Here is a 13,434-nt window from a genome sequence, read left to right on the forward strand (position 1 = left end):
GGCCCGCTGGCGCCAGTCCTCGTGGGAGAGTGCACGACATGCGTGTGGATCGCCCGGTGGCGTACCGGTGGGTCGGTGCCGAGGCGATCGTCCTGCTGCTCGGCTCAGCGCTGTTCGCCGCCGGCTACTGGTGGACCCACCCGACTGTTCTCGCCCAGGGAGGGCAGGAGGGCGAGAGCCTGACTGTGGGCCAGACTCACGTCATCTCCGTCGTGGATCACCTGAGTGGAGTGGACGAGACGGTCAAGGTCCTCGACATCGCGCCACGCGTCGTCCGGGACGAGACCGCTGCGCGCTTCGGGTTCCTGACGTGCGTGCTCCAGGATGCGAATGGTGGTCTCGGCTCCGGGGACGAGGGGGACATCGCCGACTTCTGCGCCACGACGGGGCCCACGGCCAGAAGGACGTTCGGGCAGGACGGCCGGCGATCACAGATCCTGATGACGGTGACCGCCACGAGGCCTGGACGGCTGACGATCGATGGTGCTGACATCACGTACCGGCGCTCGGGTCGACACCTCTTCCAGACCGCAACGCAGGCGGCGGGGTCCCTCGTGGAGATGACAGCCCGGTAGCGCGTGGGGCCGCCGCTGGATTGACCCTGTTTCGCCACATTCGCAGAACGATCATGGGACGCTCGTTCGATGACCGAGGGTCCCCGCGCCGGCTGGTATGCCGATGACCAGGGTGAGCTGCGCTACTGGGACGGGTCCGCGTGGACCAACTACACCGCGCGGAACTATCCGTACGCCTTGAACGCCTACCAGTCGTCCGCGGGCTTCACGGCCGACACTCACCGCGTCCGCAAGCCGTGGCTTCGCAGGTGGGAGCTCTGGCTGGTCGCAGGATGCGCGGCCGTCATGGGGATCGTGGCGGTCGGTGCCGCGGCCACGTCGGAGACCAACGACACCGTGACGAGCGAGCCGGTCCATGCGACAGAGCCCGCCCGGACGGTCGACCAGTCGCCGGCCGACGTCGAGCCGTCACCGACGACCGAGCCGTCCACGACGCCCGAACCGACCGACGAGCCCGTCGTCATGCTGTTCATCACGGACCAGAAGGACGGCGACTCCTGGGTGGGATCCGACGGCAACGAGTACCGCCTGGGACTCGTCAACACGCCGGAGCGCAATGAGCAGTGCGGATCCGAGGCCACGGCCTTCACACGGAAGCTCCTGCGCAACGGGTACTCGGTGAACGCGTATGCCGAGGACACGCACGGCCGCCTGGTCGCTGAGGTGCGGGACGCGAAGGGCAGGTCGCTGAACGTCATGCTCGCGCGGCGCGGGCTCGGCGACGACCGCTACCTCGAGGAGTTCCGTCACGAGAACCCCGAGCTCGGTCGTCGACTCGACCGTGCCTTCGCCTCGGCCTCGGTGCCGGCGTGTCGGAAGGCTGCGAAGCCCGTCCCACTGGTTCCGCAGCCTCCCCAGGCGAAGACAGCTGACAAGGACTGCATGGCCGGGTACTCGCCCTGCCTGCCGATCGTCGCGGACCTCGACTGCGGCGAGATCGGGCACCCCGTCACAGTGACGGGCAGCGACCCGTACCGGCTCGACAGGGACGGTGACGGAACCGGGTGCGACTAGGCGGATGTCGACGCTTCACCCGCCACGGCGTCCTGGGGTTCGACCCTCATGCGCTGGACCAGGGGTCCCGCGAACTCGTAGACGTGCGTCGTCTCGGAGCGCTCCAGGACGGTCCCGGCGGGGTCGCGGACGACCAGGCGGACACGTGCCTCGACGGTGCCGTCGGGACGCTCGGCGATGTGTCGGACGACGGTCATCGGGCGGATCTCCTCCCACTGGCGCTGCCAGTACGCCCTCACCTCGTCGCGACCCGTCAGCCGCCCACCGCGCCAGCCGTTCGGCCACTCGACGCTCGGTGCCATCGCCGCCAGCACGGCATCGAGGTCGCGGTCGTTGAACGACTGGTACAGGGCGCGGACGCGGTCCGCGCGTTCGGTGGTCATGCGTCCATCATGGACGGCTCAGTCCCGGGTGCGGCGCGCGTTCGTGCGGCGGGTCGCCGGGGCGGTGCGCGGGTCGTCGGGCCAGGAGTGCTTGGGGTACCGGCCGCGGAGGTCGGCGCGGACGCCCGGGTAGCCGTTGTCCCAGAACGAGTCGAGGTCGGCCGTGACGGCGGCCGGACGTCGGGCGGGGGAGAGCAGGTGCAGCAGGAGCGGCACCCTGCCGTCCGCGAGGGCCGGCGCCGAGTCCCAGCCGAAGACCTCCTGCAGCCGGACGGCGAGCACCGGCTGCTCCTGGGAGTAGTCGATCCGCACGATCGAGCCGCTCGGGACCTCCACGCGCTCCGGCGCCAGCGCGTCCAGCCGCGCCGCCTCGGGCCACGGCAACAGCGCCCGCAGTGCGGCCACGACGTCGATGCGGCGAAGGTCGCGGGCCGAGCGGACTCGCGCCAGCTGCGGACCCAGCCACGACTGAAGGTTCTGCGTCAGCGCCTCGTCGCTCACGTCGGGCCACGGGTCGCCCATCGCGCGGTGCAGGAAGTCGAGCCGAGCTCGCAGCGCGATCGCCGCCTCCGACCACGTGAGCAGGCCGATGCCCTCGCTCTCCACGGCCTCCCCGATCGCTTGGGCCACGGCCTCCACCGGCGGATCGCTGATCGGGACCGAGCTGAGCTCGATCGCGCCGAGCAGCGTGCGGCGGCGAGCCACGACGCGTCCGTCGGTCCAGCCGACCTCGTCGACCTCGGTCCACGACGAGCCTGCGGCCTCGAGCGCCAGGTCCTCCGTGAGCGGAGCCGCCGAGCGGATCCGGGCCTCACGCTGCCCGGACCGTCGCTCCGCGTCACCGACCGCGAGCCACTCCAGGCCGGCGAGCGGTCCGGGGTCGCGCGGATCGAGGGCCGCGCCCGTGCCGGACGTCATGAGGTAGCTCGAGCCGCCGGAGCGCTTGCGCGCGATGCGGTCCGGGTGCGCGAGGGCGACCACGAGCCCGACCGCGACGTCGTCCGTCAGCGCGGGGACGTTGTCCCTCTGTCCGACCTGTTCCTTCACCACGGACTCCAAGCGCGTGACCTGGCTGCGCCAGGCGCCGGACCGCTGTCCGGAGCGCAGTGATCTGAGCGCCGCGACAAGATCGCCTCCGGGAGCACGGACGTCCTCGCTGAGCATCGCGACCACCTCGGCAGCGCGCCTCGACCCGACGAGTGGGGCTCCGTCGATGAGGGCTCGCGCGAGCCGCGGGTCGACCGGGACGTCGGCCATGGCTCGACCCCGCGAGGTGGCTCTCCCGTCCTCCGTGATGGCGCCGAGCTCCACGAGCACCCGCCGGGCCGCCCCGAGGGCGTGCGGAGGGGGCTGGTCGAGGAGCGCCAGCTCTCGGACGTCATGGCTGCCCCAGCACGCCACCTCCAGCGTGAAGGCCGTCAGGTCGGCGGTGGCGATCTCGGGCGCCGGGTGCGCCGACAGGTGCGCGTTCTCCGCCTCGGACCAGCACCGCAGCACGGCGCCCGGACCCAGGCGGCCGGCTCGTCCTGCTCGCTGGTCGGCCGCGGCCCGACTCACGGTGACGGTGACGAGGGAGGCCAGACCGCGGCGGTGGTCGGTCCGGGGCTCGCGCGAGAAGCCGGCGTCCACCACGACACGCACCCCGGGCACGGTCAGCGACGACTCGGCGACCGCCGTCGAGACGATGACGCGTCGACGTGGGCCCTCGCTCAGCGCTCGGTCCTGCTCGGCGCCGGACAGTCGTCCGTGCAGCGGGTGGACGTCCGCCTCCACCCCGCCGAGCCGACGGATGACCGCGTCGATCTCCGCGACCCCCGGGACGAAGACCAGGACGTCGCCCCCGTGCTCGGCGAGCGCGCGACGCACGGTCGCAGCGACGTGGTCGTGGAAGGCCGGGGTGATGCCGCGGTCGTCGGTGCGACGCGTCCCCGGAGGCACCGGACACCAGACGGTCTCGACCGGATGGAGCGCCCCCGGAACGCTGATCACCGGGGCAGCCTCGCCGCCACCGATCAGCGCGGCCGTGCGCTCGGCCTCGATGGTGGCGGACATCGCGACGAGGGAGAGGTCCTCGCGCAGGTTCGCGCGGACGTCCAGGAGCAGCGCGAGGGTCAGGTCGGCATCGAGGTGGCGCTCGTGCACCTCGTCGAGGATGACGGCGCCGACGCCGGCGAGCTCGGGATCGTGCTGGAGCCGCCGGAGCAGCAGTCCCGTCGTGACGACCTCGATGCGCGTGCTCCGGCTGGTCCGTCGTTCGCCACGCACCGAGTACCCGACCGTCTCGCCGACCGGCTCGCCCAGCAGGTGCGCCAGTCGCCGGGCGGCGGCACGCGCCGCAATGCGGCTGGGCTGCGTGACGACGACGCGCCCCGTGACGGACTGGGCCACGGCAGGCGGGACCAAGGTCGTCTTGCCCGTGCCGGGCGGCGCGTGCACCACCGCGAGGCTGCGGCTGCGAAGCGCCTCGTCGAGAGCCGGCAGGCCCGCGGTGACCGGGAGGTCGGGCGGTGCGGCGAGCAGCCTGCGCAGCGGGTCGGACACCCCAGCAGTCTGCCCGACCTCAGCCGAGCATGGACGTGGCGAGCTCAGGCGCCGTCCTCGGTGAGGGTCGTGGGCGGCAGCCAGTCGGCCCCGAGGAGCTGCGCCAGGTCGGCGAGGCCGGTGGTGTCGCTGCCCACGGTGTCGGACGCCGCGGCGATCCGCTCCACCATCACCTTGCCGACCTGCTCCTCGACCGTGGCCTCGGCGTAGGCGATGTGCCACGGCGAGACACGATGATCCCGGTGGGTGCGGCCGGTCACCTGTCTAGCGGCGATCCCCGAGAAGCGGGCCTGGTGGAAGAGGCCGACCCGCGGCTCGGTGCTCGCCTGGCGGCCGTCGGCGAGGGTCTCCCCGGCGTGCAGGCTGATCGAGGCGACGGCGGTGAAGACGCAGACCCTCGCCTCCCCGGTCTGGAAGCGGAGCCGTTCGGCCTCGGTGTCGAACCGGTCGCGGCCGTAGATGGTGGCCACCTCGATGCCGGAGTCACGGAGCCGGTCGGTGATCGGGTCAGCCGCGGTGGTGACGAACTCCACCGAGCACGCCACCTGCCGGTCGGACTCGATCTGCTGGGCGATCCAGGCGACCGTGGAGTCGACGCGGATGAGCCCGGCCTTCTGCCGGAAGCGCAGAAGGGCGGCGCGGCCCTTCGCCACGTTGCGTCCGCGACGGGCGATGTCCATCTCACGGCAGAACTCGCCCCACTCGGCCTCGTAGGCGGCTCGCTCCGCGGGCGTCAGCGCGACCGGCATGCCGGAGATCGGCACGGGCCCCCACGGTGCGGGGCGGTGCAGCATCGCGGGCGGCTGTTCCTCGTTCAGCCAGCCACGCACCAGCTTGAGGTCGGCGGCGCGTCGCGCCGGGTCGGCGGTCCAGGCCGCGCCGTAGCGGCCGTGCTCGAGCTCGACGCCGTGGCGCTCGAGTGCGGTCGCGAACACGGCGGCGGGCTGCGTCGCCGAGGTCCACTCGCTCATCGGCTCACCGAGGATCTGGGCGTAGGCCGGGGCGAGGTAGGGGAGCTCGAGCGGCGTGTGCCCGGGCGTCGCCGTGGTCGCGATGACGAACGGCGCCTTGTCGTGCGGGCGCGCGTGTCCGGAGATCCGCGCCCAGAGCTTCCACCGCTTCGTCGTCGTCCGCCGCAGGGCGTGCGCCTCGTCCGCGATGATCACGTCCCACGCGTGGTCCTTGACCTTCTCCAGCCGGTCCCACGTGATCACGACCCACTCCAGGCCCCCGTGGCCGAGCGCCTCGATCGTGCGGCACCAGTGGCCGATGGTGATCGCGGCGGGTCGGTCGGCGACGACGAGCACTCGTCGCGCACCGCGCAGGTCGCCCACGGCCGTCGCGCCGAGGACGGCCGAGATCGTCTTGCCCACGCCGGGCTCGTCGGCCAGCAGGAACTGCCGTCCGCCGGCCTCGGCCCGTGCCGCGATGGCGTCCGCCGCCTCGAACTGGATCCTGCGGGGCTCGAGCGCTTCGGTCGGCTCGGGGTTGGGCGTCGGCTCGGGATTGAGGGAGTTCTCGACGAACCGACCGAGCGTGTACGGCCCGGGAGCGTGCGGCTCGAGGTGTGCGGGCAGAGCGCGCCCGACGTAGAGGTGGGTCTTGATCGCAGGGTGCCAAGTGGCCCCATCGACTTGGGTCCCGAAGGGGACGTCGAGCACCCAGATGCGCTCACCCGGTCCGGCCGACGGCAGCGGCCTCGTCGACTGTCGCGTCCCGCCGCGGCGGGAGGACGTGCTGCGGCGACGAGCACGAGAACGGCGAGGACTGGCCACCCTCGGACGCTACCCGGCGGTTCGTGTCCAGGGCCGTCGGCTCGCCCACGCCAGGTGAGCGAGGGAGCGCGGTTCAGCGCGCGTTGACCTCCGCACCGACCTGGATGGTCTGGGTCCCGCGCTGGTGGAAGTGCTCGGGACGTCGGTAGTCGACGTCGATCGACGACAGGCGTGCCACGCCGGCTCGCGTCGGCGTGATGGTGACGAACAGGTAGTCACTGTTCGGGTCCACGCCGTGGTTGAAGCGTGCTGGTGCCTCGAACGGCTCGATGTCGCCACAGGTCGACTGTGGCTCGAAGACGGCACCGATGGGGTCCTCGTCCGCGGCCATGTGGCAGATCGAGAACGTGACGCCCGCCTTGGCGGTGTTGGTGGAGAACGTCGCGTCGAGCCCCTCGATCTCCACCACCTCCGGAGAACCGCTGGTCTGGGGATAGATCACCGTGGTCGAGAGAGCAGCGTCGGCCACCGGCAACGGCTGAGTTCCGTACGAATCGCCGAGATCACGAAAGGTCGTCGGGTGCGTCCACCAGTGCACCGCCGCGATTCCCGCTGCGACCACGACGACAGCGAGAAAGCCGGCCAGCAGCCGGCGGAGACGTCGGCGACTCTTGGGACGAGGGCTTGGCGCCGACCCGGCCCCGGCGATGACTGACACCCGGAGAGTGTTCCACGGCGGAGCGGTCTCCGGGGCACCTTCGCCGGTCATCCCCAGGGGTCGAACGGCTCCGGCCCGGTGTGTGCGGTCAGCAGGCCGACGACGGAGAGGAAGACGAGCGGCAGCCCGGCGTAGATGAAGTACAGGCCGAAGAAGTCCGTGGCCGTCCCGTTGAGGTACTGGACCCAGCCCAGAGCACCACCCCGACAGGTGCAAGGCTCAGGGCATACACGCACTTCGCCAGGACGACTCGAACACGAAAGATGCAGACCACGGTGATGGTCACGACAACGGACCAGATGACGACCCACGCGAGGTCGCTCCAACGGAAGGCGAATATCGCCGCATAGCTCGCGACCTGCACGACCGTGCAGGCTAGGCCGCTCCCACTCGGCGTTCAGCCCATGACTCAGCGCACCGTGACGACGCGAGCGGCAGCGATGGTCTCGGTTCCCCGCTGGTAGAGATGACGCTTCGACCGCGAGTAGTCGATGTCGACGGACTCGAGTTTCGCGACGCCCGATCGAGTCGGCGTGATGGTGACGAAGAGGTAGTCGCTGTCCGGCCGGACGCCGTGCTCGAAGCGCATGGGGGTGGTGACCTTCTCGATGTCGGCACAGGTCGACTCCGGGTCGAACACGGCAAGGATGGGAGCTTCGCCCTCGGTCATGTGACAGATCCAGAAGGTGGCACCGGCCTTGGCGGTGTTCTCGGAGAATGTCGCGTCGAGTCCCCTGATCGTGACGGTCTCGGGAGAGCCCTTGATCTTGGGGAAGACCACCGTGGTCGAGAGAGCTGAATCCGCCAGCGGTCGGGGATCGGGCTCATAGCCGTCGCCCAGTCCACCGAACGCCTTCGGATGCGTCCACCAGTTCCACGCCACCATCCCCGCCGCCGCCAGCACGATCGCGACGAGGATCGCCACGATCCCCTTGCGGCGGCGCCGAGCCGTCGGTCGGAGTCCGGAAGCCGCGCGGTCCGTGGATGTCGTCGACACGCCGAGAGTCTGACACGACCGAGCGCCGGACCGACGCGCTTTGGAGGTTCCGCGCCGGATGGGAGCCGCCTGGACCCGGGGCATGTTTCGATGGACGTACCAAGTCCGAGTCAGAGGGGTGGCCTGCGATGCGACTGTTCGTGGTGGGAGCGTCGGGCGGTGTCGGCTCGCGGCTGCTGGCCCGCGCGGTCGCGCAGGGACACACCGTCACCGCCCAGACCCGAGAGGCGTCCAGGGTGACCCCGTCCGAGGACGTGCGCGTCGCTGAGGGCGAGCCGACCGACGAGCCCTTTCTCCGGCGAAGTCTCGAGGGGCACGACGCCGTCGTCCTGTGCCTGGGCATCGACTCGCTCGGCCGGACGACGCTGTTCTCCGACTCGACGAGGGCATTGGGCGCGGCGATGGAGGCGACCGGCGTGAAGCGCCTGGTCGCCGTCACCGGGATCGGCGCGGGCGACTCGAAGGGGCACGGCGGCTGGTACTACAACCACGTCCTCTTCCCGCTCTTCACGCGCCACCGCTACGCCGACAAGGACCGTCAGGAGGCGCTGATCGAGCGCACGAGCCTCGACTGGACGATCGTCAGGCCGGCCCCGTTCGCGAAGAGCGCTCCCGATGGTGAGCTGCAGGTGTTCACCGAGATCCCGCCCAGACTCCAGCTCAGCGCGATCACGCGGGACGAGACCGCGGCCTTCCTGCTCGAGTGCGTGGAGGACGCGACCTTCGTACGGCAGAAGCCCTTCATCGGTCACGCCTGAGAGTCGCGGATAGGCTCGCCGGCATGGACTCGTCGAAGCTCGCCGTCGGACTCGCGATCGGCATGTCCATGGGCGTCGCGCTGTCCGTGGCGCTCGACCAGTGGGCCTTCATCGGCTTCGGCATCGCGATCGGCGTCGCGTTCGGCGCAGCGCTGAGCAGCGAGGACGAGGACGACGACTCGGAGGGCGACCCCCAGCCGTAGGCGGAACTGCGTCCCGGCGCGGGGTGAGAGAGGCGACGCCCTCGCAACTCTGTTCAAGAGCCTCGACGCTGCCTAGGCTCGCTGCATGGGCCACGAAGGTGGAGCGGCCAGGGTGGCGATCGAGACGGACGCGGCTCCGGCTGCGCTCGGTCCCTACAGTCAGGCGATCGTCGCGGGCGGCTTTGTCTTCTGTTCGGGAACTGCGGGCATCGATCCCGAGACCGGGCAGGTGGTCGAGGGCATCGAGGCGCAGACGGAGCAGGCGCTGATCAACCTCTCGGCCATCCTCGAGGCGGCGGGCGCGTCGCTGGCAGACCTCGTGAAGACCACGATCTTCTACGCCGACGTCGACGACTTCGCGAAGCTGAACGAGGTCTACGCCCGATTCATGCCCGACCCGCCGCCCGCACGGTCCGCGCCTGCGAACGTGCGGCTGCCGCGAGGACTCCTCGTCTCGATCGAGGCCGTCGCGTTGGCCCGGGACTGAGAGCGCTCACGACTGGTCGGCCCTGACCCGCCGCGTGTCGTATGCCCACATCGCGATCTCGACGCGGTTGCGGGCGCCGAGCTTGGCCATCAGCGAGGCGACGTGGGACTTGACCGTGCTCAGGCCGACGAAGAGCTCGGAGGCGATCTCGGCGTTGGTCCGTCCCCGTGCCACCAGGGCGAGCACCTCCTCCTCGCGCTCAGTGAGGGGCGCGACGGGCTGGACCGGAGTCGTCGGGGCCTGGTCGGCGAACGTCGACAGCAGTCGGCGGGTGACGTTGGGCGCGATCAGTGCGTCGCCGTTCGCGGCCGCGGTGATGGCCTGCACGAGGAGGTCCGGCCCGGCGTCCTTGAGCAGGAATCCGCGGGCGCCGGCGCGAAGGGCGCCGAGGACGTACTCGTCGAGGTCGAAGGTGGTGATCACGACGACCGCCATCGGGTCGGCCACGTCAGGTCCGGCGAGGCGGCGCGTGACCTCGACGCCGTCAAGTCCGGGCATCCGGATGTCGACGAGGAGGACGTCGGGGCGCAGCCGCGTGGCCAGGTCGAGCGCTGCGAGCCCGTCCGCGGCCTCACCCACGACCTCGAGACCGGGCTGCGCGCCGAGGATCATCACGAGCCCGGTGCGGACCAGGTCCTGGTCGTCGGCCACCACCACGCGGATGGTCATGCCGGAGCCTTCAGGGGTAGCGCGGCCTCGACCACCCAGCCGCCCTCTGGCCCCGGACCCGCACTGAGCGACCCGCCGAGCAGCTGGGCGCGCTCGGCCATCCCCAGCAGGCCGAAACCGGGTTCGGGCGTCTCCGTCTCGATCCGTCCGTCGTCACTGACACGCAGTCTGACGGCGTCGCCCTCGCGGTGGACGTCGATCGCGACTCGCGTCGCGCCGCGGGCGTGCCGCACGGCATTCGTCAGCGACTCCTGCGCGAGCCGGTACAGCGCCGCGTCCACGGGGCGCGCCAGCTCGGTGAGCGAGCCGTCCAGCGAGACCTCGACGGCAGGCGTCGTGTCGACGCGCGCCAGCGCAGGCAGGTCCGCGACGCCCCGCTGCGGTGCGTAGTCGACGGACTCCTCCTCGCGCAGGAGGCGCACCATGGACCTCATCTCCGCGAGGGTTCGCGAGGCCTCGGACTCGATCGCGGCCAGGACCTCGGCGGCCTTCTCGGGCTGGGAGCCGACGACCACGCCGCCGGCCTGCGCCTGCACCGCGATGGCCGAGACGTGGTGAGCCACGGTGTCGTGCAGCTCGCGCGCGAGCGCCACCCGCTCCTGGTTGCGGATCTCCCTCTGCTGACGACTCCAGAGGTCTGCGCGGTAGCGGAACACCGCCGCGAGGGCGACGACCAGCAGCAGGAGAACGCTCCCACCGAAGAGGTCGGCGAAGCCCGCGTTGGAGGCGACCATCCCGAGCACGGCGACGGCCGCCACGAAGGCCAATCCCGCCGCGATCTCGCGTCCCGAGCCCCAACGCACGAGGGAGTAGAGCAGGACCAGCACGGCGAGCATGGAGTAGAGGCCGAGGTCCGAGGTGTCGGCGGTCAGCTGGAGGACCGAGAGCACCCCGGCGACACCCCACCCGACCGAGGCGGCCGGCAAGGGATGGCTCCGCCGCCAGAGGAGAGCCGGCACGAGTGCCAGTCCCAGCACCGTCACGAGGGGACGCCAGGCCACGTCCGGCCGCACCGCGCCCTCAACCAGCGTCGCGATCGCGAACACGCCTGCCAGCAGCCAGTCGAGCCGTCCGACGGGCGGGGCGTCGGCAGGTCGCGGCTCGTCCCACAGGGAGCGCCGGACAGTGAACACGGCTCCACCCTAGGGATCGGCGCGCGCCGGCACACCCGCCGAAAGAACGAGAATCAGGCCATTCCATCGGCCGGATCGGCTCAGGCCTCGGGACCGATGTGCAGGCCGCCGTGCCGGGCGAGCGTGGACGCAACGATCCTCACGAAAACGGAGCCCACCATGAGCACACGCCAACCCAACACCTTCGACGACCAGCCGATCCCGGTGCGCGTCAGGCTCGCCGCAGCCTGGACCAGCCTCATGTTCCTGTACGCCTACGTGGACATTCTCAACTTCTTCACGCCAGGCGTCGTGGAGGACATCCTCGACGGCCGGGTCTTCGAGTTCGACCTCTCCCAGACCTTCTCGACCGCGGCGCTGGCCCTCATGTCCGTCCCGTCCCTGATGGTCGTGCTGTCGGCGGCACTGCCGGCCCGGGTGAACCGCATCGCGAACCTCGTCGCGGCTTCGCTCTTCGTGCCCGTGACGGCGTTCAACGTGGCGGGGGAGTCCTGGCTGCTCTTCTACGGACTCGGCGTCGTGCTGGAGTTGATGGTGCTCGCGTTCATCCTGCGCAGCGCCTGGACCTGGCCTCGTGTCGCTCCGTCGGTGGCAGCGACCACGCGGCAGGGAACGGTCCGCTCCCGGTAGCAAGTGCGGGTCACGGTGCCGATGGATGCGGCACAATCTGGTCCGTGCCTCACGTCTTGGACCTCGGGTCGAGGAGCTTCTGGCGACTCACCGGTCGCCGCGTCGACCTCGACGGGGCGGAGCGGTGGCTCGACGCGCCGGTGAGCTCCTCGGCCCGCGTGGGCACGGACTGGATCGGCACGGAGGCCGCACGGCACGGCGGCGTGCTGGGGGAGGCCGACCCCGACGCGGGACTGCTGCCGTCCATGGCCGTCCTCGACGGTCCCGGGTTCGCGGCGGATCGCCTGAACCCGCTGGTGCGCGACTTCTACGAGCACACCGCGCGCTGGCGGATGGACGTGTGGTCCGGCTGGTCGCCGGTGTTCTGGCCGGCCGGTGAGCTGATCTCGCGCCTGTGGGGCCGCCGTGTCGAGCAGCTCGCCCTGCCGATGAGGCCGCTCGACGTCGCGCACGGCATGGACAGCCACGTGACGCCGGTACGGAACCGCGACGGCCTCCACGTCGCGTCCGCGTGGACGCGGACCCTGCGTGCGAGTGGTCGGACGGTCTTCAGCGGCGCCTACTCCGCGCGGACGCTGCCGGGCGCCGCGGGCCCGAGCGTGCATGTCGCCTTCCCCCTCGAGTCGGGGAACCTGCAGGTGTTCCTGCGGCCTTCGGTCACGCCCGACGGCGGACTGCTCCTCGAGTCGCCTCGCGGTCGTTTCGGACAGGACGGGGCGTACGTGGTCGTCCGTGAGGCCGGAGAGCACGCCGCACGCGTGCCGCTGCACGAGACCTTCCACGTCTTCGTCGATCCGGACGGCGTGCTGCGCACCGATCATGAGCTGCGCATGTGGGGCGTCTCGGCCCTGCGCCTGCACTACAGGCTCGAGCGTGAGTCGTGACGATCCACAGCTTCCACCTCGCCGAGGTCCCGCGCCGCACGGGGACCAGAGCCCTGCTGCGACCGCCCACGCCGGACACCGTCCCCGGGCTCGACCACCTCGAGAGCCTCTCGCTCATGCGGCTCGGCGCGCCGGTCGTGTCGCCCGACCGACTCCAGCTGCGCAGGCTCGCGGTCTTCGCGCAGTGGCAGGACGAAGCCTCACTCGAGCGGTTCCTTGCCAGTGACGGACTGGGCCGCTCGCTCGCCGCCGGCTGGCACGTGCGGCTGGAGTACCTGCGCCGCTGGTCGAGCCTCGCCGCCTTGCCCGGACTGCCCGTCCGGGCCGGCTCGTGGGACCAGGACGAGCCGGTCGTGGCCGTCACGCTGGCCCGGATGCGCATCCCCGAGATCCCCCGCTTCCTCCACCACGGCCGGCCTGTGGAGCGCCTCGTGCGCGACCACCCGGGCGTCACGCTCGCCGTCGCCGCCTTCCGTCCGCCGCGGACGATCTCGACCTTCACGATCTGGCGCAGCGCGCGCCAGATGGTGGAGATGGTGCACGGACGCTCCGACGTGCCCGACCCGACGCGGCACGTCGACGCCATGCGCGAGCGCGAGCGCCGCGACTTCCACCACGAGTTCGCGACCTTCCGGTTCCGGCCCTTGTCCGAGCACGGTTCCTGGGGCGGCCGCACGGGCCTCGTGCCCACCCGCCAGTGACGTCATTTCCGGTTGAGACGGAAGGG

At 71.3% G+C, this 13,434-nt stretch carries 15 protein-coding genes; 8 read left to right on the top strand and 7 right to left on the bottom strand.

Annotation, left to right across the window (positions count from 1 at the left end; all coding sequences use genetic code 11):
- Positions 1 to 38 precede the first annotated feature (38 nt).
- Both O3S82_RS05915 and O3S82_RS05920 read left to right on the top strand, forming a co-directional pair.
- Positions 39 to 575: a hypothetical protein gene (locus O3S82_RS05915; protein ID WP_269306285.1), complete on the top strand. Its 537-nt coding sequence runs from the start codon at positions 39 to 41 to the stop codon at positions 573 to 575.
- 69 nt (positions 576 to 644) lie between these two features.
- Entirely contained in the window at positions 645 to 1,589 is a 945-nt protein-coding gene (locus O3S82_RS05920) for a DUF2510 domain-containing protein (RefSeq protein WP_269306287.1), read from the top strand.
- Here O3S82_RS05920 and O3S82_RS05925 read toward each other — a convergent pair.
- From O3S82_RS05925 to O3S82_RS05945, 5 genes are all read right to left on the bottom strand, one after another.
- Positions 1,586 to 1,972 carry a nuclear transport factor 2 family protein gene (locus O3S82_RS05925; RefSeq protein WP_179425358.1) on the bottom strand — a complete coding sequence of 129 codons (387 nt, stop codon included), beginning with the start codon at positions 1,970 to 1,972 and terminating at the stop codon, positions 1,586 to 1,588. The two genes, O3S82_RS05920 and O3S82_RS05925, sit on opposite strands and share 4 nt — an antisense overlap.
- An 18-nt stretch (positions 1,973 to 1,990) precedes the next feature.
- Positions 1,991 to 4,513: an ATP-dependent helicase HrpB gene (gene hrpB, locus O3S82_RS05930; protein ID WP_269306290.1), complete on the bottom strand. Its 2,523-nt coding sequence runs from the start codon at positions 4,511 to 4,513 to the stop codon at positions 1,991 to 1,993.
- A 44-nt stretch (positions 4,514 to 4,557) separates the two neighbouring features.
- Positions 4,558 to 6,174, bottom strand: coding sequence for a helicase (locus O3S82_RS05935; RefSeq protein ID WP_269306292.1), 1,617 nt, complete (start codon positions 6,172 to 6,174; stop codon positions 4,558 to 4,560).
- 187 nt (positions 6,175 to 6,361) lie between these two features.
- Entirely contained in the window at positions 6,362 to 6,946 is a 585-nt protein-coding gene (locus O3S82_RS05940) for a hypothetical protein (protein WP_269306294.1), read from the bottom strand.
- A gap of 409 nt (positions 6,947 to 7,355) precedes the next feature.
- Positions 7,356 to 7,943 (bottom strand): hypothetical protein, encoded by a 588-nt coding sequence (locus O3S82_RS05945; RefSeq protein ID WP_269306296.1) that lies wholly within the window; start codon positions 7,941 to 7,943, stop codon positions 7,356 to 7,358.
- A gap of 128 nt (positions 7,944 to 8,071) precedes the next feature.
- On the opposite strand from O3S82_RS05945, the gene O3S82_RS05950 reads away from it, so the two are divergent.
- From O3S82_RS05950 to O3S82_RS05960, 3 genes are all read left to right on the top strand, one after another.
- Positions 8,072 to 8,701: an NAD(P)-dependent oxidoreductase gene (locus O3S82_RS05950; RefSeq protein WP_269306298.1), complete on the top strand. Its 630-nt coding sequence runs from the start codon at positions 8,072 to 8,074 to the stop codon at positions 8,699 to 8,701.
- 23 nt (positions 8,702 to 8,724) lie between these two features.
- The gene (locus O3S82_RS05955; RefSeq protein ID WP_179425350.1) at positions 8,725 to 8,904 is read left to right on the top strand and encodes a hypothetical protein; all 180 of its coding nucleotides are present in this window, start codon (positions 8,725 to 8,727) and stop codon (positions 8,902 to 8,904) included.
- Positions 8,905 to 8,989: 85 nt separating this feature from the next.
- Positions 8,990 to 9,391, top strand: a complete 402-nt coding sequence (locus tag O3S82_RS05960) for a Rid family detoxifying hydrolase (RefSeq protein WP_269306300.1) — start codon at positions 8,990 to 8,992, stop codon at positions 9,389 to 9,391.
- A gap of 6 nt (positions 9,392 to 9,397) precedes the next feature.
- Here the strand turns inward: O3S82_RS05960 and O3S82_RS05965 are convergent, their stop codons facing one another.
- Both O3S82_RS05965 and O3S82_RS05970 read right to left on the bottom strand, forming a co-directional pair.
- Positions 9,398 to 10,060 (bottom strand): response regulator, encoded by a 663-nt coding sequence (locus O3S82_RS05965; RefSeq protein ID WP_269306302.1) that lies wholly within the window; start codon positions 10,058 to 10,060, stop codon positions 9,398 to 9,400.
- The gene (locus tag O3S82_RS05970) at positions 10,057 to 11,193 is read right to left on the bottom strand and encodes a sensor histidine kinase (RefSeq protein WP_269306304.1); all 1,137 of its coding nucleotides are present in this window, start codon (positions 11,191 to 11,193) and stop codon (positions 10,057 to 10,059) included. The genes O3S82_RS05965 and O3S82_RS05970 overlap by 4 nt, the downstream gene beginning before the upstream one ends.
- 159 nt (positions 11,194 to 11,352) lie before the next feature.
- Here O3S82_RS05970 and O3S82_RS05975 point away from each other — a divergent pair, with 159 nt between their 5' ends.
- Genes O3S82_RS05975 through O3S82_RS05985 form a run of 3 tightly spaced genes read left to right on the top strand, consistent with a single transcriptional unit; the run spans position 11,353 to position 13,408 of the window.
- Complete coding sequence (locus O3S82_RS05975; protein WP_269306306.1) at positions 11,353 to 11,823, top strand: DUF6326 family protein; 471 nt, start codon at positions 11,353 to 11,355, stop codon at positions 11,821 to 11,823.
- A gap of 44 nt (positions 11,824 to 11,867) precedes the next feature.
- Entirely contained in the window at positions 11,868 to 12,707 is an 840-nt protein-coding gene (locus O3S82_RS05980; protein ID WP_269306308.1) for a hypothetical protein, read from the top strand.
- Positions 12,704 to 13,408: a hypothetical protein gene (locus O3S82_RS05985; RefSeq protein ID WP_269306310.1), complete on the top strand. Its 705-nt coding sequence runs from the start codon at positions 12,704 to 12,706 to the stop codon at positions 13,406 to 13,408. The genes O3S82_RS05980 and O3S82_RS05985 overlap by 4 nt, the downstream gene beginning before the upstream one ends.
- Positions 13,409 to 13,434 lie beyond the last annotated feature (26 nt).

The organism is Aeromicrobium sp. HA, from assembly GCF_027171405.1.
Classification (GTDB): domain Bacteria; phylum Actinomycetota; class Actinomycetes; order Propionibacteriales; family Nocardioidaceae; genus Aeromicrobium; species Aeromicrobium tamlense.